General features: G+C 72.1%; 20 protein-coding genes and 1 pseudogene. 1 reads left to right on the top strand and 20 read right to left on the bottom strand.

Going from position 1 to position 24,166, the window contains the following annotated elements:
- Positions 1-44 precede the first annotated feature (44 nt).
- From H6693_01835 to H6693_01775, 13 genes and pseudogenes are all read right to left on the bottom strand, one after another.
- Positions 45-1,187 carry a peptidoglycan-binding protein gene (locus tag H6693_01835; protein MCB9514913.1) on the bottom strand — a complete coding sequence of 381 codons (1,143 nt, stop codon included), beginning with the start codon at positions 1,185-1,187 and terminating at the stop codon, positions 45-47.
- Positions 1,188-1,351: 164 nt separating this feature from the next.
- A complete protein-coding gene (locus H6693_01830) occupies positions 1,352-1,735 on the bottom strand; it encodes a DUF2780 domain-containing protein (GenBank protein ID MCB9514912.1) in 384 nt (127 codons plus the stop codon).
- Between the two features lie 85 nt (positions 1,736-1,820).
- Positions 1,821-2,561: a type III pantothenate kinase gene (locus tag H6693_01825; protein MCB9514911.1), complete on the bottom strand. Its 741-nt coding sequence runs from the start codon at positions 2,559-2,561 to the stop codon at positions 1,821-1,823.
- A gap of 60 nt (positions 2,562-2,621) precedes the next feature.
- Positions 2,622-3,446 carry a biotin--[acetyl-CoA-carboxylase] ligase gene (locus H6693_01820; protein ID MCB9514910.1) on the bottom strand — a complete coding sequence of 275 codons (825 nt, stop codon included), beginning with the start codon at positions 3,444-3,446 and terminating at the stop codon, positions 2,622-2,624.
- Between the two features lie 2 nt (positions 3,447-3,448).
- Entirely contained in the window at positions 3,449-4,405 is a 957-nt protein-coding gene (locus H6693_01815; protein ID MCB9514909.1) for a nicotinate-nucleotide diphosphorylase (carboxylating), read from the bottom strand.
- Positions 4,402-6,411, bottom strand: coding sequence for an excinuclease ABC subunit UvrB (gene uvrB, locus H6693_01810; protein MCB9514908.1), 2,010 nt, complete (start codon positions 6,409-6,411; stop codon positions 4,402-4,404). The genes H6693_01815 and uvrB overlap by 4 nt, the downstream gene beginning before the upstream one ends.
- Positions 6,412-6,485: 74 nt before the next feature.
- A complete protein-coding gene (locus H6693_01805; GenBank protein ID MCB9514907.1) occupies positions 6,486-7,400 on the bottom strand; it encodes a helix-turn-helix domain-containing protein in 915 nt (304 codons plus the stop codon).
- A gap of 1 nt (position 7,401) precedes the next feature.
- A complete protein-coding gene (locus H6693_01800) occupies positions 7,402-10,125 on the bottom strand; it encodes a valine--tRNA ligase (protein ID MCB9514906.1) in 2,724 nt (907 codons plus the stop codon).
- 103 nt (positions 10,126-10,228) lie between these two features.
- On the bottom strand, positions 10,229-11,053 hold the full coding sequence (locus tag H6693_01795; GenBank protein ID MCB9514905.1) for an undecaprenyl-diphosphate phosphatase: 825 nt from the start codon (positions 11,051-11,053) through the stop codon (positions 10,229-10,231).
- 1 nt (position 11,054) lies between these two features.
- Positions 11,055-12,209: a tetratricopeptide repeat protein gene (locus tag H6693_01790; protein ID MCB9514904.1), complete on the bottom strand. Its 1,155-nt coding sequence runs from the start codon at positions 12,207-12,209 to the stop codon at positions 11,055-11,057.
- 93 nt (positions 12,210-12,302) lie between these two features.
- Positions 12,303-12,818 (bottom strand): hypothetical protein, encoded by a 516-nt coding sequence (locus H6693_01785; protein MCB9514903.1) that lies wholly within the window; start codon positions 12,816-12,818, stop codon positions 12,303-12,305.
- Between the two features lie 46 nt (positions 12,819-12,864).
- A complete protein-coding gene (locus H6693_01780) occupies positions 12,865-13,224 on the bottom strand; it encodes a response regulator (GenBank protein MCB9514902.1) in 360 nt (119 codons plus the stop codon).
- 1,078 nt (positions 13,225-14,302) lie between these two features.
- Positions 14,303-14,881: pseudogene (locus H6693_01775) on the bottom strand (gliding-motility protein MglA).
- A gap of 321 nt (positions 14,882-15,202) precedes the next feature.
- Here H6693_01775 and H6693_01770 point away from each other — a divergent pair.
- Positions 15,203-15,619 carry a hypothetical protein gene (locus tag H6693_01770; GenBank protein MCB9514901.1) on the top strand — a complete coding sequence of 139 codons (417 nt, stop codon included), beginning with the start codon at positions 15,203-15,205 and terminating at the stop codon, positions 15,617-15,619.
- A 4-nt stretch (positions 15,620-15,623) separates the two neighbouring features.
- On the opposite strand, the gene H6693_01765 is transcribed toward H6693_01770, so the two are convergent.
- The 7 genes from H6693_01765 to H6693_01735 all read right to left on the bottom strand — a co-directional run bounded on the left by H6693_01765 (position 15,624) and on the right by H6693_01735 (position 24,149).
- Positions 15,624-16,469, bottom strand: a complete 846-nt coding sequence (locus tag H6693_01765) for an ATP-binding protein (protein ID MCB9514900.1) — start codon at positions 16,467-16,469, stop codon at positions 15,624-15,626.
- Positions 16,435-16,941, bottom strand: a complete 507-nt coding sequence (locus tag H6693_01760; protein ID MCB9514899.1) for a zinc-ribbon domain-containing protein — start codon at positions 16,939-16,941, stop codon at positions 16,435-16,437. The genes H6693_01765 and H6693_01760 overlap by 35 nt, the downstream gene beginning before the upstream one ends.
- Positions 16,942-16,997: 56 nt before the next feature.
- The gene (gene recG, locus H6693_01755) at positions 16,998-19,100 is read right to left on the bottom strand and encodes an ATP-dependent DNA helicase RecG (protein MCB9514898.1); all 2,103 of its coding nucleotides are present in this window, start codon (positions 19,098-19,100) and stop codon (positions 16,998-17,000) included.
- 42 nt (positions 19,101-19,142) lie between these two features.
- Positions 19,143-20,801: a tetratricopeptide repeat protein gene (locus H6693_01750; protein MCB9514897.1), complete on the bottom strand. Its 1,659-nt coding sequence runs from the start codon at positions 20,799-20,801 to the stop codon at positions 19,143-19,145.
- A gap of 8 nt (positions 20,802-20,809) precedes the next feature.
- Positions 20,810-22,120, bottom strand: a complete 1,311-nt coding sequence (gene ftsZ / locus H6693_01745; protein MCB9514896.1) for a cell division protein FtsZ — start codon at positions 22,118-22,120, stop codon at positions 20,810-20,812.
- A gap of 62 nt (positions 22,121-22,182) precedes the next feature.
- A complete protein-coding gene (gene ftsA, locus H6693_01740) occupies positions 22,183-23,415 on the bottom strand; it encodes a cell division protein FtsA (GenBank protein ID MCB9514895.1) in 1,233 nt (410 codons plus the stop codon).
- Positions 23,416-23,417: 2 nt separating this feature from the next.
- Positions 23,418-24,149, bottom strand: coding sequence for an FtsQ-type POTRA domain-containing protein (locus tag H6693_01735; protein ID MCB9514894.1), 732 nt, complete (start codon positions 24,147-24,149; stop codon positions 23,418-23,420).
- Positions 24,150-24,166: the final 17 nt, after the last annotated feature.

The following is a 24,166-nucleotide window of genomic DNA, read 5'->3' as shown; positions in this document are numbered from 1 at the left end:
CCCCGAAGGCGCGGCCCGTACCGGCAAACCGATTTCTAGGTCGACTAGAGCTTGATGCCCAGCGCCTCGATCGTCGCGTAGGTCAGGCCACCGGAAGCCAGGCCCTTTGACTTCTGATAGGCCGTGAGGGCGCCCTGGGTCTGACGGCCGTAGATGCCATCGATCGGGCCCGGGTCGAAGCCGGCGCCCTTGAGCGCCCGCTGCAGCTCGCTCACAACGCCGCCGCTCATGTTGGTCTCGCAGAGCACCGGACGCCACTCCAGCCGGCTGGGCTGGACCATGCGGCGGTTCTGCACCGTCTTGTACTCGGCCGGGATCGCCGTGCGCGTCTCGCGCGCGGGCTCCGCGAGCTTGCGCACCTTGACGGACTTGTACACGGCGGGAACGGTGACCGTGCGCGTGTGCGCGGCCTCCTTCACAACCTGACGGCTGAGGGTCTTGTATTCCGCAGGAATCTCGACCTCGTGCACGCCGGCCTTGGACTTCAGCACGCGCTTGCTCACGGTCTTGTAGACCGCCGGCTCCTTGACCAGGCACATCACCTCGCCGGTGCTGTTGTCCACGCGCTCGATGAGACCGCGGCCCTTCTTCCAGTAGGTGCGCTCCGGGGTGACCAGCACCTTCTCGGTGACGGTCTCGTAGACGGCCGGAACCTCCTGCAGCTCCTTGCTGGCCGGCTTGACCAGGATCTGCTCCTCGACGGTCTCGAAGGTCGCGGGCACGACTTCCAGCTTCTCGCTGGCCTCGCGCACGAGCACGTCCTCCTCCACCCAGTCGTAGCGGGCAGGGACGATCTCCACCTTCTCGCCGGCCTCGCGCACCAGCACCTGCTCCTCGCCGGTCTCGTAGACCTCGGGAATCAGCACACGCGCGTAGCATTCGCCGGGCTGGGCGTTGGGAGGCAGTAGCATGGCCTCGGCGCTGGAGGCGCCCTGCGCGCTGCTCATGTCCTGCATGGCGGTCTCGACCTGCTGAGCGCGGCTCTCGGCCTGGTTCGCGGCATCGCGCGCGCTCGCGGCTTCCTTCTGGCTGGTGGCCAGCTTCGCCTGCAGTTCCTCGATCTGCGCCTCGCGCGAGCGGAGCGCCTCCTGAACGCTGTCGTCCGTGTTCAGGTCCTTCGTGCTGGAGCTGCTGCAACCGCTGGCCGCGACGCTCGCCACCGCCAGCAGCAGACCCCAGGTCATCATCCTCGACTTCATCGGTTCGTCTCCTCGTGCTGAGTGAATGCCACCGGATCCTGCCGGACCTGCGGCGCGGGGCATAGAGACCTTGCTCGACCCGCCGCTTTCACGACCGCAGACGGGTTCGCAAAGTCACAGCAAAGCGTCGGTCTCCCGGGAAAAGCGGCGAGCTAGCCCATGACCTTCTTGAACAGATCGGCGAGCCCCTGGCCGCCTTTGGACTTGAAGAAGTCCATCATGACCGGCGCGAACTTGCCGACCATCTCGGGCTTGAGGCCGAGCTTCTCGAAGCCGCCGGCCAGCCCGGCCAGCGCGCCCAGGCCGCCGAGCTTGCCGCCGAGCTTGCCGCCGAGGCCCGAGACCAGCCCGCCCAGGCCGCCTGCGGAGGGCGCCGCCTGCATGAGGGCGTCGGCGTTGGGGAGCTGGGCCGCCAGCTTGCCGAAATCGCCCCCGCCGAGCTTGTCCTTGGCCGCCTTGAGGATGAGACCCGCGCCACCCTTGGCCTGGGACTCGTCCACGTTCAGTTGACTCGTGAGCATCTGAATCAGATCCATGCTGACCTCCATTTTCGGGTCGCGCATAGTATGTCGCTGAGGCGCCGGGCGCCAGATGAATTCACCACGCTACAAAAATGTGAAGTCAGTGAGAGGCGCAGAGAGCGGCCACGCCGCGCAGGGTCCAGTCGGGCTCCAGCCGGCAGGCGCCCGCCGCCCAGCGCTCGGCGAGCCCGGGGGCGGCGCCGCCGGTCAGGATCACCGGCGCCGCGTCCCCCCAGTCCGCGCGATAGCGCAGCGCCAGGCCTTCGAGGGCGGCCAGCCCGCCCCAGAGCGCGCCGGCGGCCAGCGCCTCCGCGCTGTCGCGTCCCCAGGGGGACGGCGGCCAGTCCGGCCGCGCCTCGAAGAGCTGCTCCGCGCCGGCGCCCAGCGCGCGCAGGGTGAGCGACTGCCCCGGCAGGATCGCACCGCCGCGGTAGACGCCGCCCGCGTCGACCAGATCCACGGTGACGGCGGTGCCCGCGTCGATCACGAGGGCGGGCGCCAGCGAGGCCGCCCAGGCGGCGGCGGCGTTGCAGAGGCGGTCGGCGCCGAGGGTCTCGCGCTGGGCGACGGCCACGGGAAAGGGCGCGGGACTGTCGCCGCGGATCTCCCGCAGCTGTGCGCCTCGCGCGCGCAGCGCCCGCGCGAGGGGCAGGCCCAGCGAAGGACGGACGCTGCAGAGGCCGACGCGGCCCTCGGCCGCAGCGAGCAGCGGGGCGAGGGCGTCGAGCAGCGCGTCCACGTCCCCGCCCTCCAGCGACAGCGCGTCGCCCTCGGGCCCGTGCGACCAGCACCGGGCCTTGAGCCGGCTGTTGCCGATGTCGATGCAGAGCAACGTGTCCACCGCGATCTCCGGGCCGGGGGTCGTCACAGGGTAGCCGCGCGGCGACGGCCGCGCCAGCGCTCAATCGTCGCCGGCGTTGGCGTCCTCCTCGAGGACGAGCAGCTCGCCCGCCTGGAGCAGCTCCGAACCCGTGGGACTCTCGACGCGCAGCGCGCCGGTCGCGTCCACGTCCATCAGGCGCAGCCGACGACCCGCCTCGTCGCGCGCGACGCGCCCGCGGTGGGCCCAGCGTTCGCGCCACGCGTCCAGGAGCCGCGGCGCAGCGTCGGTGTCGAGCGCGTCCAGCACCGCTTCGAGTTCCACGAGGAGCGTCGCGAAGAGGTCCCGCCGCGACAGCCGCCGCCCGGCGGCCAGGTCGAGCGAGGACGCGCGCCCCCGCAGCGCCGGCGCGAAGTCGGTCTCACGCTGGTGGACGTTCACGCCCATCCCCAGCACCAGCTGCGCGTAGCCGTCCCCGGACAGACGCGCCTCGCTCAGCACGCCGGCCACCTTGCGCTCGCCGTGCAGCACGTCGTTGGGCCACTTCAGCGCGAGACGCAGTCCGAACGCGTCGCCCGCGCGGGCGAGGGCCAGCCCCGCGCCCAGGGCGAGCAGTCCCCCGCGCGCCGGCGTCCACGTGGGGCGCAGCAGCAGCGCCAGCAGCAGGCTGTCGCCGGGCGCGTCCTGCCAGTCGTTGGCGCGCCGCCCGCGTCCCCGGCGCTGGTGCTCGGTGAGCACGCAGGCCCCGGCCGGCGCGCCCGCCTCCCCCAGCGCGTGCGCGCGGTCCATGGCGCTGTCCAGGGCGCTGTGGATCTCGAGGGGACGTCCCAGGCGGCCACGAAGCGCCGCGCTCCAGTCCGCCTCGCGAGCGCTCAGGCGCAGGGACTCGCCGGAGGGAGACGACATGCTCAGGCTTCCAGCTCGAGGGCGAGATCCAGCGCGCCGGCGCCATGGGTGATGGAACCCAGGCTCGCCGCCTCCACGCCGGCATAGCGCGGATCCGAGAGGTCCTCGGCGCGGAGCCCGCCGGAGATCTCGAAGTCGGGGCCCCCGCCGAGGGTCTGCCGGAGGGCGACGGCCGCCGCCACCTGCTCGGGCGGGAAGTTGTCCAGGAGCACGCGATTCACGCGCCGCGCGGCGGGGTGCGCGAGGAGCAGCTGCAGCTCCTCGAGGCTGTCGACCTCCACCACCAGCTCCGGCTGGCGTTCGGGCGCGAGCGGCAGGGTGGCCACGCGTTCCATCACGCCGGCCATGCCGCCGAGGGCCTCCTTGTGGTTGTCCTTGACCATGATCGCGTCGTAGAGACCCATGCGGTGGTTGCGGCCCCCGCCCATGCGCACGGCGTACTTCTCCAGGCGGCGATAGCCCGGCGTGGTCTTGCGCGTGTCGAGCACGGCGGGGCCGCAGCTGGCCGCCACCGCGCGGGACGTCGCCGTGGCCACGGCGCAGAGGCGCTGCAGGAAGTTGAGCGCCGTGCGCTCGCCGGCGTGGAGCAGGGCCGGCGGCGCGGCGAGGCTGGCGAGCGTCTCGCCCGCGTTGAAGCGCAGGCCCTCCGGTGCCGTCTCGAGCAGACGGATGCCCCCCGCGGCCAGGGGCACGGCACCGTCGGCGGGCAGCGGCGGCGCGAGGCCGAGCCGCGCGGCCGCGGCGCGAAAGACGAAGAGGAAGAGCGGCAGGCCGGCCAGCACCCCGGGCTCGCGGGCCACGAGCCGCGCCGTGCGGGGCGCCGCGGCGGCGTCGGGATCGAAGTTCCGCGCGCTCAGGTCGCCGGCGTCGCCGAGGTCCTCGTCGAGCGCCAGCCGCAGCAGGGGCAGGGCCGCCGCCCGCAGGTCCTCGGGCCAGCTCAGCCAGGGATCGCGCGTCACAGCTGCTCCTCCCCACCCGCGGCGAGCTGCAGCTTCAGCTCGGCCACCAGATCGCGCAGGCTGGCCGCGGCCTCGAAATTGAGCTCGGCGGCTTCCTTGCGCATCTCCTCCTCGAGCACGGCGATCCGTTCCACCACCTGGAGGTGCGCGTAGTCGCGCGCCAGGGCGGCCGCGTCCTCACCGGCCTGCCGGCGACGCGAATCGCCCACCTGGGTCTGCGCGTCGATCTGTTCGAGGCTCTTCGTTATGCCCACAGGTGTGATGTGGTGCTCCGCGTTGTAGGCCTCCTGGAGCGCGCGGCGGCGTGCGGTCTCGTCCACGGCGCGGCGGATGGAGTCCGTCTCCTCGTCCGCATAGAGGATGACCGTGCCGGACACGTGCCGCGCCGCGCGGCCCGCCGTCTGGATGAGGCTCGTGTGGCTGCGCAGGAAGCCCTCGCGGTCGGCGTCCAGCACCGCGACCAGGGACACCTCGGGCAGGTCGAGGCCTTCGCGCAGCAGGTTGATGCCCACGAGGACGTCCACCTCGCCCACGCGCAGCTGGCGCAGGATCGCCACGCGGTCCAGCGCCTTGATGTCGCTGTGCAGGTAGGCGACGCGCACGCCGCCGGCCTGGAGGTAGTCGGTGAGGTCCTCGGACATGCGCTTGGTGAGCGTGGTCACCAGCGTGCGCTCGCCGCGCTCGGCGCGGGCGCGGACTTCGGCGAGGAGGTCGTCCACCTGGTGGCGGCTGGGGCGGATCTCGATCACGGGATCGAGCAGCCCCGTGGGACGGATCACCTGCTCGTAGACCGCCTTGCCGCTCTTCTGGAGTTCGTAGGGACCCGGCGTGGCGCTCACGAAGAGCAGGCGCGGGGCGAGGTCCTCGAACTCCTCGAAGCGCAGCGGCCGGTTGTCGAGCGCGCTGGGCAGGCGGAAGCCGTACTCCACCAGCGTCTCCTTGCGGCTGCGGTCGCCGTTGAACATGGCGCCGATCTGCGGCGCGGTGACGTGGCTCTCGTCGAGGATGATGAGAAAGTCCTCGGGAAAGTAGTCCAGCAGGCACATGGGCCGGTCGCCGGGCGCGCGGCCGTCAAGGTAGCGCGAGTAGTTCTCGATGCCGTGGCAGAAGCCGATCTCGCGCAGCATCTCCATGTCGTAGCGGGTGCGGCCCTCGAGACGCTGGGCCTCCAGCAGGCGATTCGCGTTGCGGAACTCGTGGAGGCGCTCCTCCAGGTCGTGGCCGATCCGGTCGATCGCCTCGCGGAGACGGTCGCGGCCGGTCACGTACTGCTTGGCCGGGAAGACCGTCAGCTCGCCGAGCACTTCCAGTCCGCGGCCGGTGAGGGGATCGAAGGCCTCGATCAGCTCGACGCGGTCGCCGAACAGCTCGATGCGGTAGGCGCGCTCCTCGTAGGCGGGGAAGACGTTGATCACTTCGCCCCGGACGCGAAACGCCCCGCGCGCGAAGTTGAGATCGTTGCGCTCGTACTGCATGTCGACCAGGCGACGCAGTATCCCTTGCCGGCCGGGCTCCTCCCCGATCGCCACGTGCAGCACCATGCGCTTGAACTCCTCGGGATTGCCGAGGCCGTAGATGCTGCTGACGCTGGCGACCACCACCACGTCCTTGCGCGTCAGCAGATTGCTGGTGGCGTTCAGGCGCAGGCGGTCGATCTCCTCGTTGATCGACGCGTCCTTCTCGATGTAGGTGCTCGTCGCCGGGACGAAGGCCTCCGGCTGGTAGTAGTCGTAGTAGCTGATGAAGTACTCCACGGCGTTCTCGGGGAAGAAGCCGCGGAACTCGCCGTAGAGCTGGGCCGCCAGGGTCTTGTTGTGGCTGATGATCAGGGTGGGCAGGTCCACCTGCGCGATCACGTTGGCCATGGTGAAGGTCTTGCCGCTGCCGGTGACGCCCAGCAGCGTCTGGTACTTGCGGCCGGAGAGCAGGCTCTCGGTGAGGCCCTTGATCACCGCGGGCTGGTCGCCCGTGGGCGCGTAGGGGGAGTGCAGGCTGAAGCGGGACAAGGCTGGGGCCTCCGGGGGCGGGGAGAGGGCCCGCGCAGGCTAGCGCAGAGGCGCGGGGGCGTCAATGCCAGCGCCTAGTCGCCGCCCTCCGGCGCGTCGATGCGCAGGGCCAGCACCCCGTTGCTCGGCGGCGTGGGCAGGCTGCGCGTCTCGCCGTTCACCGTGAGCGCGAGCGCCTGCGACTCGGTGGTGTTGAGGACGATGAACTGCTCGGCGGCCACCGTCCACGTCTCCCCGTCCACCATGGCGCGCGCCACGGTGCGGCGGTCGTCCACGTTGAGCTGGACGCGGCAGGGCGCCAGCGCGCGCAGGGTGACGCGCAGCGCGGGCTCGCGGCGCAGCGTGGTGCCGGCCGCCTGCCCGGGCAGGCTCACCGGCCCCTCGGTCCAGGCCGGGCCGGCCGGCGCGGCGGGCAGGGTGTCGGCGGCCGCGTTGGACGCGCCCAGATCCTCCTGCGGCGGGGGTGCGGCCTCCTCGGCGGCGGAGTCCGCCGGCCGCGCCTCCTCCACGGCCGGGGGCGGCGTCGCGGCGGGCCGCTCCTGCGCCGTGTCGACGGCGCCCTGCGCGGACGTCGCCGCGTCCGTGCGTGAGCGCCCGGCCAGCCACCACCACAGCGCAGCCGCGAGCACCACCAGCAGGATGACTCCACCGATCAGACGCGGGCCTGGCCGCCAGCCGGCGACGCGGGTCTCCGGCACCTCCTCGCGCCAGACGCCGTCGGCGGCCGCCTGGGGCCGCTCGCCTGCAGCGCCGAGCATCTCGCGCGCGCGGGCCATCAGCTCCACGCGGTCGAGCTCCAGGTAGTCGGCGAGGATGCGGATCGCGTTGGCCGTGTAGAGCTCTCCGGGCATGTCGCCCAGGCGGTCGCTCTCCAGCGCGCGGAGAACGGCGAGGGAGAGCCGGGTCTCGCGCCCCACGGCCTCCTGGCTCAGGCCGCGGGCTTCGCGGGCCTGCCGGAGGGTCTCGCCGATGGTGCGCTCGGGGCTCATCCTACTCCCGCAGGTTGTCCAGGCTCTCGCTCAGGCGGCGCGCCTTGTCGCGCGCGGCCTCCGCGCGCTCGCGCACCTGCTCCACCACCTCGGGTGGGGCCTGGGCCAGAAAGCCCTGGCTCGCGAGCTTCGCCTCGCTGCCCTTGAGATCCTTCTCCACCTTGGCCAGCTCGCGCTCGAGGCGCTGGCGCTCCTCGTCCAGGTCCACCAGGCCGACCAGGGGCAGCCAGACTTCGAGCCCGTCGAGGAAGGCCCCCGCCGCGGGCTTGGGCTTGATCGGCGACGCGGGCTCCAGCGCGAACTCGCTCACCTTGGCGAGACTTGCCAGGAAGGGACGACAGTCCTCCAGCTGCCGCGCGTGCTCGGGCCGGTCGCTGCGCAGGATCAGCCGCAGCTCCTTGCCCGGCGCCAGGCCCAGCTCCTGCCGCAGCCCGCGCACCGCCGAGATCAGCGCGATGCGGAAGTCGAGTTCGGCCTCGGCGGTCTCGTCGCGGAGCGCGGCGGGCAACTGCGGCCAGGGCGCCGCGATCACGCGATCGGCCGCGCCGGGCAGCCGCTCCCAGATCGCCTCGGTGACGTAGGGCATGAAGGGATGCAGCAGGCGCAGCACGGCGTGCAGCACGCCCGCGGCCGTGACCAGGGCCGTGGCGCGGGCGGCGGGGTCGTCGCCGTAGACGCGCGGCTTCGTGAGCTCCAGGTACCAGTCGCAGTACTCCTTCCAGAGGAAGTCGTAGAGCGCGCGGGCCGCGTCGTTGAAACGGAAAGCCTCGAGGTCGCGCTGTACCGACTCCGCGGTGGCCGCGAGCCGGCTGACGATCCAGCGGTCCTCGCTGGCCGGCGCGGCCAGCGCGTCCTCGCCCACGGGCTGCCACTCGGCGGCGAGCCAGTCGGCCAGCGCGCCGCGGGCCGGCGCGCCCGCGCCCAGGCGACCCTCGGCCACCACGCCGGACTCCTCCAGACGCGTCAGCACATAGCGGCTCGCGTTCCAGAGCTTGTTGGCGAAGTTCCGCCCCATCTCCATGTGCGAGTCCTCGAAGAGGTAGTCGCCGCCCAGGGGCGTGAGCATGGTCATGGAGAAGCGGACGGCGTCGACGCCGTAGCTGTCGAAGAGATCCATGGGGTCCGGGCTGTTCCCCAGGCTCTTGCTCATCTTGCGGCCCTTCTTGTCCCGCACGATGCCGTGCAGGAAGACCTGGCGGAAGGGCACGTCGCCGGGGAAACGCAGACCGGCCATGATCATGCGCGCCACCCAGAAGAAGATGATGTCCGGTCCCGTCACCAGCGTGCTGCCCGGGTAGTAGCGCGCAAGGTCGGACGTCTTCTCCGGCCAGCCGAGGATGGAGAAGGGCCAGAGCCAGCTCGAGAACCAGGTGTCGAGCACGTCGGGATCCTGCCGCCAGCGGCCGCTCGCGTCCGGCGCTTCGGCCGCGGCGCGCTCCTCGCCGCTGTCCAGGTGCGTCCACACCGGGATGCGGTGCCCCCACCAGAGCTGACGGCTGATGCACCAGTCGCGGATGTTCTCCATCCAGTGCATGTAGGTCTTTTCCCAGCGCGTCGGCGTGATGCGGATGCGGCCGTCGGCCACGGCGGCGATCGCCGGCTCGGCGAGTTCCTTCATGCGCACGTACCACTGGGGCGAGACCATGGGCTCCACGGGCACGCCACTGCGCTGGCCGTGCCCCACCGAATGCCGGTAGGGCTCCACCTTCTCCAGCAGACCCTCGGCCTCGAAGGCCGCCACCACTGCCTTGCGCGCCTCCTCGCGGGTGAGCCCCGCGAAGCGGCCGGCGGCCTCGGTCATGCGGCCGTCGAAACCGATCACGCGGATGCTCTCCAGCCCGTGCCGCTGCCCCATGGCGAAGTCGTTGGGATCGTGCGCCGGGGTCACCTTCACGAAGCCGGTGCCGAACTCGGGGTCGACGAAGTCGTCCTCGATCACCGGCACCTCGCGGCCCACCAGCGGCAGCCGCACGCGGCGGCCGCGATAGGCGCGCTTGGACGCGTCCTGCGGGCTCACGGCCACGGCCGTGTCGCCGAGCATGGTCTCCGGCCGCGTGGTGGCCACCACCAGGTGGCCCTCGCCGTCCGCCAGCGGATAGCGCAGGTGCCAGAGGTGGCCGTCCTTCTCGACGAACTCCACTTCCTCGTCGCTCAGCGCCGTCTGGTCGTGGACGTCCCAGTTGACGATGTACTCGCCCTTGTAGATCAACCCCGCCTCGTAGAGCGCGATGAAGACCCGCTGCACGGCGGCGCTGAGCCCGTCGTCCATGGTGAAGCGCTCGCGCTCCCAGTCGCAGCTGCAACCGAGCCGGCGCAGCTGGCCGGTGATGCGCGCGTGGTACTCGTCCTTCCAGGCCCAGGCGGCCTCGACGAAGGCGTCGCGCCCCATGGCCTCGGGGTCCTGTCCCTGCGCGCGGAGCTTCTTCGCCACCACGTTTTGCGTGGCGATGCCGGCGTGGTCGGTGCCGGGCACCCAGAGCGTCTCCACGCCCCGCATGCGCTGCCAGCGGATGAGCACGTCCTGCAGCGTGTTGTCGAGCACGTGGCCCATGTGCAGGATGCCGGTGACGTTGGGCGGGGGGATGCAGATCACGTAGGGCGGCCGGCCCTGGGCGTCCGGGCGCGGGCGGAAATAGCCCCCCTCCTCCCAGGCGCGATAGAGCCGCTCTTCCACGCTGGCGGGCGCGTAGGCCTTGTCCATGGAGCCGATCGCGCTATCGCTCATCGGAGATACTCTCCTCCCGTGACGGCACCGATCGGTCCGCCCGCCGGCCAAAGAAGCCCGTATCGTAGGTCAAGGGTCGGGCCGGGTCAAGGCGCGGGCCGGACTAGCCCCGCGTGAGCAGGATCAGCACGCCGGCGATGCTCGCGGCCCAGCAATAGAAGGAGAACTTCCAGAAACTCTCCCGCGCCAGGAGCCGCAGCAGCCAGACCAGGGCCAGCCAGCCGGACAGGAAGGCCGCCAGGGTGCCGGCCAGGATGACGCCCCAGTCCACCGCGGCCAGCGACTCGATCTTGAGCGTGTCGAAGAGCGCGGCGCCCACCAGGGCCGGCACGGCCAGCAGGAAGGCGAAGCGCGCGGCCTCCTGCCGCTTCACGCCCAGGGCGAGGGCGGCCGAGATCGTGCTGCCGCTGCGGCTGATGCCGGGAAGCATCGCCACGGCCTGGGCCAGGCCGATCAGGAAGCCGCGCCGCCAGCCCACCTCGCCGGTGGCGCGCGGGCCCGTCCAGCGGGTGCTGAGGAGGATGAAGCCCGTCACGGCCAGGAAGATCGCCGCCGGCAGCGGCGCGCTGAAGAGCCGGTCCAGGAGATCGTCGAAGGCCAGGCCCAGCACCACGGCCGGAATCGTGCCCAGCACCAGGATGCCGAGCAGGCGCAGTGCCTGAGCGTCCCCGGGCGCGGGCTTGCCGCCCCGGGCCAGGGCGCGGAAGGGCGCGCGCAGCATGTCCCACAGGTCGCGGCGGTAGTGGATGAGAATCGCCAGCAGGGTGCCGAAGTGGGTCATCACCACGAAGAAGCGGTAGTGGTCGCCGTCGTGGCCGCTCACGCCCAGCAGGGCGCCGAAGAGCGTGAGGTGTCCGCTCGAACTCACGGGCAGGAACTCGGTGAGCCCCTGGATGATCCCCAGCAGCAGGCTGTCCCAGTAGCTCATGCTAGGCGCCCGCCCGGGCCGCGCGGCTCATGCCTTGCGCCAGGCGATGTCCAAGGCGGTCGGCCTGCTGGTAGCTCTGGAGCGCGGCGTCGGGCTGGCCCAGCTTGTCGTAGACGATGCCCAGGTAGTAGTGGCTGCGCGCGTCGTCGGGATGCATGGCAATCACCTGCCTGAGGCAGGGCAGGGCCGCGGCATAGTCGTTCATGTTCACGTGGCAGAGGCCCAGGTAGTACTTGATGCGCGGATCGTCGGGGAAGCTGCGCTCGGCGCGCTCGAGCTCGGCCAGCGCCTTGCGGTGCGCGCCGAGCCGCGAGTGGCAGAGCGCCGTGTGGAAGCGGGCCTCGCCGCTGGACGGCTGCAGCGCCTGCGCGCGCTCGAACTCGTCCAGCGCCTCGGCGTAGCGTCCGCTGTTGTAGTAGGCGAGCCCCAGGCTCATGCGGCCCTCGTGGCTGTCGGGGGCGAGCTCGACCGTCTTGGCGAAGAGCCGGATCGCCTGCTCGAAATCCCCCTGTTCCCCGTAGAGCGCCCCCAGGTTGAGGTGCCCCATGGCGTCGTAGGGGTCGAGCTGGATGGCCCGCTTGAACTGCTGGATCGCCTGCTGCCGCTCCCCCCGCCGGTCCAGGCTGAAGCCCAGGTTGGTGTAGGCCTTGGCGAGGCGGGGATCCAGGGTCAGGGCGCGGCGGAAGGCGTCCTCGGCCTCGAGGAAGCGGTTCTCCCGCAGGAGCGTGCAGCCCAGCTGGTAGATGCTGTCGGCGGACTCGCCCGGCATCGACAGCGCCAGCCGGTGCAGCTCGTGGGCCTGCTCGAAGCGGCCGGCGAGGCTGTGGAGACGGGCCGCCTGGTTCAGCGGCCGGGCGTTCTCGGGTTCGCGGCGCCGCCAGGCGGCCGCCAGGCGGAGACCCTGCTCGAAGAGCTGGGCCCGGAAGCTGGCCTCGATGAGATCGGAGTAGGTCTCGGACGGCAGCTCCAGCGGGTCGCCCAGTTCGTCGAAGAAGGCCTCGAGCTCCTCCTTCTCACCCCGCGCCAGCCGCTCGTCGAGCCACTGGGTCAGGGTTTCCAGGTCGCGCCCGCGCTCGCCGCGCAGGGTGCCGATCACGCTGCGGCGCCGCGAGCGCCGCTGCAGCTTCTGGTACCAGTTCCAAGGACTTACGTTCACCTGGCCACCTCTCCGGCATGACGGCGGCAGGATAGGCGGGGTCCCAAAAATCGGTCAAGACATTGTTGTGGATCGGAAAGGCGGCGCTAGGCGCTAGTCGTCGGCCCGATCGGCGACACTGTCGCTGCGCGGCGACAGCAGCCCGCCGCGCTGCCAGCCCAGCGGCGAGTAGGCGTCGTAGAGGCTGCCGCCCAGGCCCTGCCCCACCTCGACGTGGAAGAGAAAGCTGTCGCTGGGGCGCCAGTCCAGCGCGGCGTAGGGCAGCACGAACTGCCCGCTCTGCTCCTGGCCGCTCAAACCGGCGTTCGGGGTGAAGGCCACGCCGAAGCGCGTGTTGAAGTCCAGGTTGCCGCCCAGCGGCACGCGCAGGTCGCGGGTGAGCATGCCGAGCGAGCGGCTCTGCCCGCCGCCCCAGCTCTGGCTGTAGCTCAGGGTGGTGGGACCCCATTGCAGACGGTCGAAGCCGAGGGTGGGAACGCCGCCGGCCGCGCCCAGGGTGGGCAGCGCGCCGAGCGGATGGAGCGTCTCGTTCGCGGCGCCTTCCACGTCCGCCGACGCGACGGCGGGCAGCAGCAGGCAGACGAAGGCGATCAGGGTGCGACGCGACATGGCTTCCTCGCTTCCTCGGTCGGACGGGGACGGAAACGACAACGCCTCAGTCGGCGAGCAGTTCCCGCACCTTGGCCTTCAGCGGATCCAGATCCGAGGACTTGACCACGTAGGCCTCCGCGGACCAGGACGCGAAGTCGTCCTTGTAGCTGTGATAGGCGCTGCTGATGAGCACGGGCATGTCCCGGTGCTCCCCCATCACCTCACGGAGGTAGGTCAGGCCGTTCTTGCCGGGCAGCTCGATGTCGAGGATCAACAGGTCCGGCCGCTGACGCTCCAGCACGCGCGTGGCCTCCTCCGCGGACGCCACGGTCTCCACCTCGTAGCCCTCGTCGCCCAGTTCCTGGGCGTAGAGGGTCCGGATGCTGGCTTCGTCGTCGACGACGAGAATGCGCTTGCTGCTCATGCCCTGGCCACGCTCCTTGCCGCGAAGCGTAGTGACGACGCGAGGGACTGTCAAGCAGACCCCTAGTCCAGGGGGACCAGCTCGCCGTCGCGCAGCGCGAAGCGCGTGCCCGTGCCCGCCGGACGTCCGGCCATCGGCGCGCTGGAGCGCGCGTGCGCCGGCGCGGCCGCGGGGACCGGAACGGGTTCGGGCGCGGGGGCTGGTGCGGGCGCGGGCGGGGGGGCGGCGGCGGCGCCGCTGTCACGGGCTCTGCGGAGCCCACGGGCGCCGCCGTCGGGGCCAGGGCCGCGGGAGCGGCCGGCGCCGCGGGAGTCGCCGCGCTGGACGCGGCGCCGCTCTGTCCGCCGCCCGTGGCGCTGGGCGAGTCGTCCAGCACCAGGCGCAGCGTGATCTCGCCGCGGATGAGCAGCGAACGCGGCACGCGCAGCGTGAGCACCTGGGGAGCGCTGTCCGTCACCGCGGCCGGCGGAGTCGCCGGCGGCGCGACCGGCGTGGGCGCCGGCGGCGCGACGGCCTGCGGCGGCTCCGGCGCCGGCGGCGCGGGGGGCGGCGCGACCGGGGGCGCGGCGTTCACGGGAGCCGCCGTGTACGGAGTCTGCGTCACGGGCGGCGTGGGCGTGGGCATCTCCTGGATCTCGACGATCTCGGGCACCACGTGCGAGGGCGTCTTCGCCGTCGGGGTGCTCGCGGTCATGCGCTCCAGCGGCGACTGCGCGTTGTGCGTGGACGGCGCGGGCGTCTCGGAGAGGCTGCGCAGCGGCGAGGCCTCCACGGAGGTCTCCACCTCGCGCAGCGCCCGGCGCATGTCGCGGCCGTCCATGAGGTCGGCGATGCCGCCGGCGGCCGGCGACTGGGGCTTCGGATGCGTGCCCGGGGCCATCTCCACCACGCGGGGATCGGGCAGGCCACCCAGGTCCAGCGTGTGACGCGCGCCCCCGTCGGGCGCGGCCGGCGCGGGCGGCGGCACGGGGGCCGGCGGCGTGGACTGCTGCACGGACCGAGGCGGCGTCGACTGCATCGGCGACGGCGCCGCGCCGTGGCCGCTGCGCAGCGTGTCGCCCAGCTCCTTCTCCACCATGCGCTGCAGCTGCGGCCGCAGGTGCTCGGTCACGCCGCGGAGCGTCTCCTGCACGCCCTCGCCGCGCGGCGCCACGGCCGTGAAGCTGGGCACGCCGGTGGGGTTCAGCGCCTGCTCCAGCTCCTCGACGCTCAGGATGTCCGGCAGGTCGCGCTTGTTGTACTGGATCACCCAGGGCAGGTCCTCGAGCTTGAGACCCATGTCCACCAGGTTCGAGCGGAGGTTCTCCAGGCTCTCGAGGTTCTCCTCCATCTTGCCGCGCTGGCTGTCGGCGACGAAGACCACGGCGTCCACACCCTTCAGCACCAGACGCCGGGTGGCGTTGTAGTAGACCTGACCCGGCACGGTGTAGAGCAGGATGCGCACGTTGAAGTCGAGGATCGCGTCGCCGCTCAGCGGCAGCAGATCGAAGAAGAGCGTGCGGTCCGTGCGCGTCTTCATGGAGATCATCTTGCCGCGATTGTCCTCGGGGACCTGGCGGAAGAGCACCTCCAGGTTGGTGGTCTTGCCGCTCAGGCCGGGCCCGTAGTAGACCACCTTGGCGCTGATTTCCTGTCCCGCTCGGTTGATGAGAGCCACGCTGCACCTCGTTCTCGCGTTGGACGGCGGAGGCCTGCCGGCCCGCCGCAGTCTCCTGCTTCCTTGCTGGGGCGCATCGGGGAGCGCAGTTCCTCCCCGTCCGCCGCTCGGCGATCCTCGCGGGCGGCAATGCAAGAAGCGTTCTCGCAAGGCCTCCGAATTCAGCTTCCTTCCCCCCGCCGCCCAAGCGCTGCAAGACGGCGCAGATCTTGCAAATGCAAAGCCGCCGCTGAACCCGGACGCAGGGGCGGGGCACGCTTATGGACACATCGCAGCGAGGTGCTGGCGCTCATGGCCGAGACGCGGAAAGTCGTGACGGAAATGTTCTCCCGCTTCCTGAACATCCAGGTCGAAGGGGAGGCGCTCGAGCGCCTCGTCGCGCTGGTGGACAAGGTCGAATCCAGCATCGACGAGGACCTCGACCTCAGCACCGTCCAGGGACGCAACACGCTGAAGGTGCTGCTCGGCACGCTGCTGGCCTACGGCTGGGGCATCGGCATGCACCCCTTCCACAACCCCGAGCGCGACATGGACGGCCGCCCGCTCGAGGTGCGGGTGAGCAAGGACATCCTCGTCACGCTCAAGGATCTGCAGGCCCTGCGCTACCTGAAGAAGGACCAGTACGGCCGCGTCAAGAAGGCGCTCTTCGAGCCCGACCAGAACGCCCGCGTGCGCAGCCAGATCGACGGACTGCTCACCGAGATCCACAGCAGCAAGTGGCAGGAAGAGGAGTTCTAGGGGCTCAGCGCCCCGCGCGACGCAGGTAGAGCAGCACCACGCGGCCGCCCTCCTGATACTCCACGCGATCGGCCAGCTCCTGCATGAGCAGGACGCCCCGGCCCCCACCCCGATGCAACCCTTCCTCGCTCGCCGGATCGATCAAGGTGCCGGGATCGAAGCCCGCGCCCGGATCCTCGATGCGGATGCGCAGCACGTCGTGGCCGAAGCGCACCTGCACCTGCACGCGCTTCGCCGCGTCGCAGCCGCAGCCGTGACGGATCGCGTTGCTCAGCGCCTCGTCCAGCGCCAGGGGCAGGTTCTCCGCCCAGACCCGGGGATGAAAGCCGTGTTCCCGCGCCATCCGGCAGAGAAAGCCCGCGGCTGGCGCCACGAAGCGCAGCTCGGCGGGCAGCTCGAAGTCCACGCGCGTGCGGACCTTCTGATCGAACTCGGGCAGGCGGCGGTCCAGGGGCAGCGCGCGCTCGCCGTCGGCGAAGAGCAGCTCCAGATCGAGGCCGCGGAAGGGCGGCGTGAGCACCTCGGCGAAGCCGCGGGCCAGCAGGCGGCGCCAGGCGCGCTCGTCGCAGGCGGGCAGCAGCAGCACGAGTCGGGCGCCGGCGACGCGCAGGCCGTCCAGCAGTTCCTGGGCGGGCAGCGCGGCCTCCGAGGCCGCCGCCAGCACGACGCCGAAGGGCGACGTGGGCAACTCGCTCATCCAGCGCTCGGGCGTGGGCAGCGCGCGCAGGCGGCCGGGCTCCGGGCGCAGCTCCTCGAGGAAGCGCGTGGAGAGACCGTCGTCCGCGCCCCACAGGTAAAGGGCGAGGGGGGCGGCCTCAGAAGAGCGGATGTCCGTCGGCAACGATCTCATTGAACGCATCCCTGAACTGCGGGTGTGTCCGGGCGAAGTCCTCGCCCACCTTCTCCACGTAGACGCGCCAGGCGCGCTGGATCTCCGGCCCGAACTCGGCGAGCAGCCGGCCGGCGGCCAGCGCCGTGTCGCGGCGGGCCCGTCGACCGGGGCCCTGCAGCAGCTCCTCGGCCAGCGCTCGGGCCAGGCGGCGCGCCCGGCGCTCCAGACGTCGCTGCTCCCGCTCCGGGTCCGGCGCTGGATCCGGCGGCCCAGCGGTCGACGCGGCAGATTCTGCCGCTGGAGGCGCGACTTCTGGCGATTCGGACGGCTCCGGCAGCGCCGGGGGCGGCTCCGCGCCCTGACGCCAGCGCAGGCGGAAGCGCGTGTCGCAGCGCGGGCAGCGTACACGCAACTCGCCTTTTTCCATCAGGCTGGGCGGCACGGTGAAAGTGCCGCCGCAGCCTGGACAGGTGACCGTCTGGGCCGTCATGCAGGTTCCGTCCTGGGCGCTATGGCTCCGGGCGGCGCTGCAATCGCCATGCCGCGTCAGCCCACCCCGGCCAGGGTGAGACGCTCCTTGTAGACGCGCTGCAGCAGGGCGCGCAGGGGCTTCAAATCGGCGGCGGCCAGCTCCGGGTCCCGCTGGGCCAGATCCACGGCGCGCTCGCGGGCCAGGGCGACGAGGCGCGCGTCCCGCAGGGGATGGGCGAGGCTCAGCTCGGGCCGGCCGTGCTGCCGCTGCCCGAAGAGCTCGCCGGGGCCGCGCAGGCGCAGGTCCTCCTCGGCCAGCTTGAAGCCGTCCCGGTGCTTGACGAAGATCCCCAGCCGCTCCCGCGCCTGCGGCCCCAGCCCGCCCGACGCCACGAGCACGCAGTAGCTCTTCGCCGTGCCGCGCCCGATGCGCCCGCGCAGCTGGTGCAGCTGGCTCAAGCCGAAGCGCTCCGGGTTGTGGATGAGCATGAGCGTGGCCTCGGGGACGTCGATGCCCACCTCCACCACCGTCGTGGCCACGAGCACCGGGCGCTCGCCGCTGCGAAAGGCGTCCAGGGCCTCGGCCTTGCGCGCGGGGCTGAGCCGCCCGTGGATCAGCGCGCAGCCGAGGCCGGCCAGCGGGCCGGCCTCCAGCTCCTCGAAGGCCTCCGTGGCCGCCTTGAGCTCGCTCTGGTCGCCCTCCTCCACCAGCGGGTAGATGAGAAAGGCCCGCTCCCCCGCCTCCACCCGCTCGCGCAGGAAGGCGTAGATCTGCGGGAGGCGGGCTTCGTCGCGCAGGGTGGTGACCAGTGGCGGGCGGCCTGGCGGCAGTTCGTCGATGACGCTGAGCTCCAGATCGCCGTAGACGGTCATCGCCAGCGAGCGCGGGATCGGCGTTGCCGTCATCACGAGCACATGGGGCGCGCCCCGCTCGCGCAGGCCGGCGCGCTGCATCACGCCGAAGCGGTGCTGCTCGTCCACCACGGCCAGGCCCAGGCGCGCGAAGGCCACGCCCTCCTGAATCAGCGCGTGCGTGCCGAAGACCAGGTCGATCTCGCCGGCGGCCAGCGCGGCGATCGTGGCCCGGCGCTCGGCGGCCGGCTGCGCGCCGCTGCCCAGCAGCAGGCCGCAGCGAAGGCCCAGCGCGGCCAGCCGCCCCGCCCAGGACGCGAAGTGCTGACGCGCCAGCGCCTCCAGCGGCACCATGAAGGCGGCCTGGTAACCGCCCTCCACGGCGAGCAGGCTGGCGGCCAGGGCGACGACGGTCTTGCCGCAGCCCACGTCGCCCTGGAGCAGGCGGTTCATGCGGCCGCCGCTGGACAGGTCGGCACGGATCTCCCCCAGCGCCCGCGACTGGGCGTGGGTGAGCTGGAAGGGCAGGCGCGCGAGCAGGGGCTTCAGGTAGCGGGTGTCCTGGTCCAGCACCGGGCCGTGCTCGGCGCGGCGCCGGTGTCGGCGCAGCGCGCCCAGCAGCTGCAGCAGGAAGAGCTCCTCGAACTTCAGCCGCTCGCGCGCGCGGGCCAGGTCGGCCTGGTCCTCGGGGAAGTGGATGGACTGCAGCGCCTCGGCGCGGCGGGGCCAGTCCTCGGCGGCGAGCCACTCGGCGGGGAGGACCTCGGGCAGGAGGCTCGGGAGATCGGCCTCGGCCAGCACGCGATCCGTGAGGCGCCGCAGCCAACGCTGGCCGACGCCCCGCGTGAGCGGATAGAGCGGCAGGAGGGTGCGGGCGAGCAGGCGCGGGGACTCGTCCTCGCCCAGGATCTCCAGCTCGGGCGACTGCATCTGCAAGCCCGACCTGTAGACCGCAAGCTCCCCATTCACAGCGACTCGCGCGCCGTTTCTCAGCTGCCGCTTTAGGTAAGGCTGGTTGAAGAAGACGAGCTGCAGGCGGCCCGTGCCGTCGTCCACCATGACCTGGAGCAGGCTGAGCCCTCGGCGCGGCCGGCGCTCGGCGCTGGCCAGCACCTGCCCCTGCACTGTGGCCCGTTCGCCGGGCGTGAGCTCGGCGATGGGACGGACGTCCCCCAGGTCCAGGTAGTCGCGGGGGAAGTGGAGGACGAGGTCCTCCACCGTCTCGATGCCCAGGCGGGCCAGGTCGGCGGCGCGACGGGGGCCCACGCCCTTGAGGAACTGCACGGGGCGTAGCAGACCCTGGCCGCGCGAGGGATCGGACTGCATGGCGGGAGGGTAGGCCCTGGCGGGCGCGCTGACAAGGGCGGGCTAGTCGCCCTCGTCCGCCAGCAGCTCGAAGTGCTGGGCGAGCAGGCGGCGCAGGGCGGGCTGGTCGGGGTGCGCCGCGAGGAGCGGCTCGAGCATGGCGCGCGCGGCGTCGTTGCGGCCGAGATTGCGCAGCGTGAGCGCGAGGCCCAGTTCGGCCTCCAGGTACTGCGGCGCCTGGGACAGCGCGCGGCGGTAAGACTCCTCGGCGCCGAGGAAGTCCCCCTGCTTGAAGTGCAGGTCCCCCTGGAGCTTGAGCAGATCGGGGTAGCTCGGATGCGCCGTGAGCGCCGGCGCCAGCAGCGCCTGCGCCTTGGCGTAACGGCCCAGGCGCAGCTCGCAGCGGAGGCGTCCCTTGAGGACGAAGAGATCCTCCGGCGCCAGCTCCTGCGCATGGGTGAAGGTCATGAGGGCGGCCTCGAGATCGCCCTGGGCGAGCTGGGTCTGGCCGAGGAAGCCCAGCAGCTGCGGATCTTCCGGCGCCGCCTCGGCCAGGTGACGAAAGCGCAGCCCCGCCCGCCCCCACTCGCCCTTGCGCGCGTGGATGAGCGCCAGGTCGAGAGCCGCAGTGCCCAGCGTCGGCTTCGCCTCCAGCGCCGCTCGGATCAGGCGGAGGGCGTCGTCGTGACGACCCTCGGCGTGACGCAGCAGGCCCAGCAGGTAGCGCGCCTCGGCGTGCTCCGGCTGGCGGCGGAGGAGTTCGTCGAGCAACGTCTCCGCGCCCTCGTTCCGCCCGAGCTGGAAGCGGCAGCGCGCGAGCTGCAGCAGCAGGTCGCTGCTCTCGCCCCCCAGCTCCCGCGCGAAGTCCAGCGACTCCTCCGCCTCCAGGTAGCGCTCCTCCCCCAGCAGCGCGAGGCCGAGGAAGTACGACGCCTCCATGAAGCGCGGATTCACGGTGAGCGCCGTGCGCAGGGCCTGGATCGCGCCCTCGCCGCGGCCGCACTTGAGCCGCGCGAGGCCGAGCTGGCACTGGACGTCCGCGTAGTGCGGCTTCATCGCCCCGGCCTGCTGCAGCAGATCGGCGGCCAGCGGGTAGTTGCCCAGGTTGAACTGCGCGACGCCCTCGGCATACACCTCGCGGAACTCCGCCCCGCTCTCCAGCAGCTCGAGTACGGGTCCCACCTCGGGCAACACCGTCTCGCGCTCGCGCAGGTTGGCGAGCAGGAAGCGGTTCACCTGGATGGGGATCTCCGCGCGGCTGGCCGTCACCTGCTGGAGCTGGGCGCGGGCGGCTTCGGCATCGCCGTCGGCCTCGAGCGCGACGGCCAGGAAGCAGCGCGCCTCGGCGTAGTCGGGGTTGATCTCCAGCGCGCGCTCGAAGCAGGGCTTCGCCTCGTCGCGGCGGCCCTCCATGAAGAGCGCCACGCCCAGCGAGTACTGCAGGTCGGGGAAGTTGGGCGTCTCGGTGAGGGCCTGCTCCAGGTGGACGCGCGCCTCGTCATAGTGCTCGGCCTTGAGCAGCGCACGGCCGATGTTGGCGTGCGCCTCGGCCGCGTAGAAGATGCCCAGTCGATAGGTGGTGCTGGTCTTGGCGGAGCCCGCCACGGCCGCCTCGAAGTGGGCGATGGCCTCCTCGAAGCGCCCCTGGTTGTAGAGCGCGATGCCCGCGCTGTACTCCTCGTCGTGACGGTTGCCGAAGAGTCTGCGCAGGAGCGAGGCCATGCCTCCCCCTAGTCGTTCTGCTTGCGCAGGAAGGTCGGGACCTCCCAGTCCTCCGTGCCGGACCCGCTCTTGAGACCCCGCAGGGCCTCCTCGCGCATGGCCGCGGCCTCGCGCGTGAGCAGCTCGTCGTCGTCCTGTTCGGGCTCGAGAACGGGCGCGGGCTCGGGCGCGCGACGGAAGTCGCCACCCAGTTCCAGCTCGGGCGCCGCCGCAACCTGCCGCGCGGGACTCTCGTGCACGATCTCGATCACGCGGGGCGCCTCGGGCTGCGCCACCTCATGCGGCTTCTCGGCGGCGGCCACCGCTGCGGCAGCGGCGGCGGCCGCGGCGCGGCGCTCCTCGCTGATGCGCGCGGCGCCGAAGCCCGTGGCGATCACGGTGATGCGGAGCTCGTCGCCGAGCGACGGGTCCATCACCGTGCCGAAGATGATGTTCGCGCTGTCGCCCACGGCGTCGGTGATGAGGTCCGTCGCCGTGGTCACCTCGCGCAGCGTGAGCGTGCTGCTGCCGGTGATGTTGATCAGCACGCCCTGGGCGCCGGAGATGTCCTGCTCTTGCAGCAACGGGCAGCTGATGGCCGCGCGCGCGGCCGCCTCGGCGCGGCCCTCGCCGCTCGCCGTGCCCGTGCCCATGAGCGCGGGGCCCATGCCGGCCATGATGCTCTTCACGTCGGCGAAGTCGAGATTGATCAGCCCCGTCACCGTGATGAGATCGCTGATGCCGCGCGTGGCCTGCAGCAGCACGTCGTCGGCGATGCGGAAGGCCTCGGTGAAGGGCGTGTCGGGATCCACCACCTCGAAGAGGCGCTGGTTGGGAATGGTGATGAGCGTGTCCACCTCGGCGCGCAGGGCCATCATGCCCTCGTCGGCCACGCGGCTGCGCTGCCGGCCCTCGAAGTTGAAGGGCTTGGTCACCACGCCCACGGTGAGAGCGCCGGCGTCCTTGGCCAGCCGCGCCACCGACGGCGACGCGCCCGTGCCCGTGCCGCCACCCATGCCCGCGGTGACGAAGACCATGTCCGCCCCGCGCAGGAGCTCGGCGATGGCGTCGAGGTCCTCCTCCACCGCGGCCTGGCCCACGTTGGGGTTGCCCCCGGAGCCCAGCCCCTTGGTCAGCTTGCGGCCGATCTGGATGCGGTGGAGCGCCTTGCTCTCGGAGAGCACCTGGGCGTCCGTGTTGATGTTGATGAAGTCGACGCCGGAGAGCCCGGCCTCGATCATCCTGGCGACGGCGTTCCCCCCGGCTCCTCCGACGCCGACCACCTTGATGGACGCCGTATCGGAGAAGTCCGAGTCGAAGTCGAACTTCACCCTTGGCATGTCGGACATTTTCTCTCACCTCCGCCGTCAAGCTAGCGTGAGCTGCGAGAAAGCGTCCAGGGTTATTTTCCCCTTCTGGCAACCGCCCGCAGCAGGCGCTTCAGGCCGCCGCCGCGCGGCTCGGTGGCCGCCTCCTCGCTGCCCGCGAGGCGCTGGTAGCCGTAGTGAAGCAGCCCCACCACGGGCGTGTAGCGGGGGTCGGCCAGCTCGGCGGTGAGCCCCTGCTGCTCCAGCGGCGCGCCCACGCGGACGCTCCGCTCGAAGAGCTGCGAGGCGAGGGCCGGCAGCCCCGGCAGCAGCGCGCCGCCGCCGCAGAGCACCACGCCGCAGCCCGCGCTGCGGGCGGCCGGCGAGCGCTGGGCGCGATTCCAGGCCAGTTCCAGCAGCTCGCGCACCCGCGGCTCCACGATCGAGCTCAGCGTGCGCGCGGTGAGGAAGCGGTCGGCATCGGCCCCCACCTGGCGGATGGGAATGCGCGCCTCGGCTTCCTCGTCCTCCAGCGCCCCCACGCGCGCGTGGTCGAGCTTGAGGCGCTCGGCGTCGGCGACGCTGAGCCCGAGGCCGATGGACAGATCCCGCGTGACGTTCGCGCCGCCCAGCGGCAGCACCTCGGCGTGGCGGGCGGCGCCGTCGGCCAGCACCAGCACCTCGGTGGTGCCCGCGCCGATGTCGATGAGCACCACGCCCTCCTCGCGCTCGGCTTCCTGCAGCGCGGCCATGGCCGAGGCGAGCGGGCTGAAGACCAGGCCCTCCACGGCGAGCCCCGCCTTCTCCACCACCTTCGCGGTGTTCTCGAGCACGCTGACCTGGCCCATGAGCAGGAGCACCTCGGCCTGGAGGCGCACGCCGTCCATGCCCACGGGATCCTTGATGCCGCTGCGCCCGTCGAGGATGAAGTCCACCGGCAGCGTGTGCAGGATGCGATAGCCGGGCGGCAACTGCAGGCTGCGCGCGACGCGGATGACCTGCTCGACGTCCTCGGGCGTGATCTCGCGCTCGCGGCCCTCCTTGGCGTGCACGCCCTCGCTCGGAATCGCGCGGAAGTGCTCGCCGCTGACGTTGGGAAAGACCGCCCGGATCTCCAGGCCCGAGGCGCGCTCGGCCTCCTCCACGGCCTCGCGCACGGCCTCCACGGCCGGCTCGAAACCCACTACCACGCCCTTGCGGATGCCCTGGCTGGGCACGGTGCCCAGGCCGAGCACGCGCGAGTGGCCGCGGCCGTCGAGTTCGGCCACCAGCGCGGTGACGCGGTGGCTCCCCAGGTCCAGTCCCACGACGATCTTCTGCTCGTTCATGCTCACTCCATGGCTGCGTGCCTCGCCACCACCTGATCGCGGTAGCGCAGGTCGAGCTCGGCGGGGAAGCCGCCCGCCGCGATCTCGCTGTAGACGTCCCGGTAGCAGCGCGCCCGCGCGCCGAAGTCCTCCCAGCCCATCAGGACGCGGGTCGCCGACCCGCTACGATAGTAGACGATTCCCGTGGATTCTGCAGTGATTTCGCTGACCTCGTCGGCGAGATCGAAGGAGGCGTCCCGCAGGGCGTCCAGGGCCGCCAGGGCCAGCGTGCGCAGGCTGTCCGCCGCCAGGGCCTTCGCCGGCCGGATTATCGGCAGATCCGGCGCCGCGTCGCCGAAACGATCGAGCGGGCGGCCGGCGTCGTCGAGCTCCACGAAGCCGCCGTCCAGCCAGAGCGCCACGCCCTTGGCCTCCTCGACCCGACAGAGCAGCGTGCCCGGCGGCCGCCGGCTCACGCGCAGGCGCGCCACGCGCGGCAGGTCGGTGAGCGCGGCCTCGAGGGAATCCGGATCGATCGAGAAGAGCGGCCGTCCCAGCAGCGGCTCCAGGCGCTCGCGCACGCGCGAGGCGGGCAGCACTCGGCAACCCTCCACGCGCAGCGTGCGCAGGCTCAGCCAGTCGCTGGCGTTCAGCGCGCGCAGGCCCTGCCAGCTCCCGTAGCCGGCGAAGGCCACGGCGAAGACGGCCAGGCCCAGCAACACGCGCCACCAGGGCCCCCGCTTCTTCGACGCCATCGCGCGCCGGCGCCTGA

It is taken from the genome of Candidatus Latescibacterota bacterium (assembly GCA_020633725.1).
GTDB lineage: Bacteria > Krumholzibacteriota > Krumholzibacteriia > JACNKJ01 > JACNKJ01 > VGXI01.
The sequence above is the reverse complement of the archived record's forward strand: the minus strand, read 5'-3'. Positions and strand labels throughout refer to the sequence as shown.

Bases quoted from the DNA above. Each gene is read 5' to 3' on its own strand.
- H6693_01735 (MCB9514894.1), bottom strand. From the start codon at position 24,149: ATGGCGTCGAAGAAGCGGGGGCCCTGGTGGCGCGTGTTGCTGGGCCTG.
- H6693_01785 (MCB9514903.1), bottom strand. From the start codon at position 12,818: ATGTCGCGTCGCACCCTGATCGCCTTCGTCTGCCTGCTGCTGCCCGCC.
- ftsA (MCB9514895.1), bottom strand. From the start codon at position 23,415: ATGAACGAGCAGAAGATCGTCGTGGGACTGGACCTGGGGAGCCACCGC.
- H6693_01795 (MCB9514905.1), bottom strand. From the start codon at position 11,053: ATGAGCTACTGGGACAGCCTGCTGCTGGGGATCATCCAGGGGCTCACC.
- H6693_01760 (MCB9514899.1), bottom strand. From the start codon at position 16,941: ATGACGGCCCAGACGGTCACCTGTCCAGGCTGCGGCGGCACTTTCACC.
- recG (MCB9514898.1), bottom strand. From the start codon at position 19,100: ATGCAGTCCGATCCCTCGCGCGGCCAGGGTCTGCTACGCCCCGTGCAG.
- H6693_01820 (MCB9514910.1), bottom strand. From the start codon at position 3,446: ATGTCGTCTCCCTCCGGCGAGTCCCTGCGCCTGAGCGCTCGCGAGGCG.
- H6693_01750 (MCB9514897.1), bottom strand. From the start codon at position 20,801: ATGGCCTCGCTCCTGCGCAGACTCTTCGGCAACCGTCACGACGAGGAG.
- H6693_01770 (MCB9514901.1), top strand. From the start codon at position 15,203: ATGTTCTCCCGCTTCCTGAACATCCAGGTCGAAGGGGAGGCGCTCGAG.
- H6693_01805 (MCB9514907.1), bottom strand. From the start codon at position 7,400: ATGAGCCCCGAGCGCACCATCGGCGAGACCCTCCGGCAGGCCCGCGAA.
- H6693_01830 (MCB9514912.1), bottom strand. From the start codon at position 1,735: ATGGATCTGATTCAGATGCTCACGAGTCAACTGAACGTGGACGAGTCC.
- H6693_01765 (MCB9514900.1), bottom strand. From the start codon at position 16,469: ATGAGATCGTTGCCGACGGACATCCGCTCTTCTGAGGCCGCCCCCCTC.
- H6693_01800 (MCB9514906.1), bottom strand. From the start codon at position 10,125: ATGAGCGATAGCGCGATCGGCTCCATGGACAAGGCCTACGCGCCCGCC.
- H6693_01780 (MCB9514902.1), bottom strand. From the start codon at position 13,224: ATGAGCAGCAAGCGCATTCTCGTCGTCGACGACGAAGCCAGCATCCGG.
- ftsZ (MCB9514896.1), bottom strand. From the start codon at position 22,120: ATGCCAAGGGTGAAGTTCGACTTCGACTCGGACTTCTCCGATACGGCG.
- H6693_01835 (MCB9514913.1), bottom strand. From the start codon at position 1,187: ATGATGACCTGGGGTCTGCTGCTGGCGGTGGCGAGCGTCGCGGCCAGC.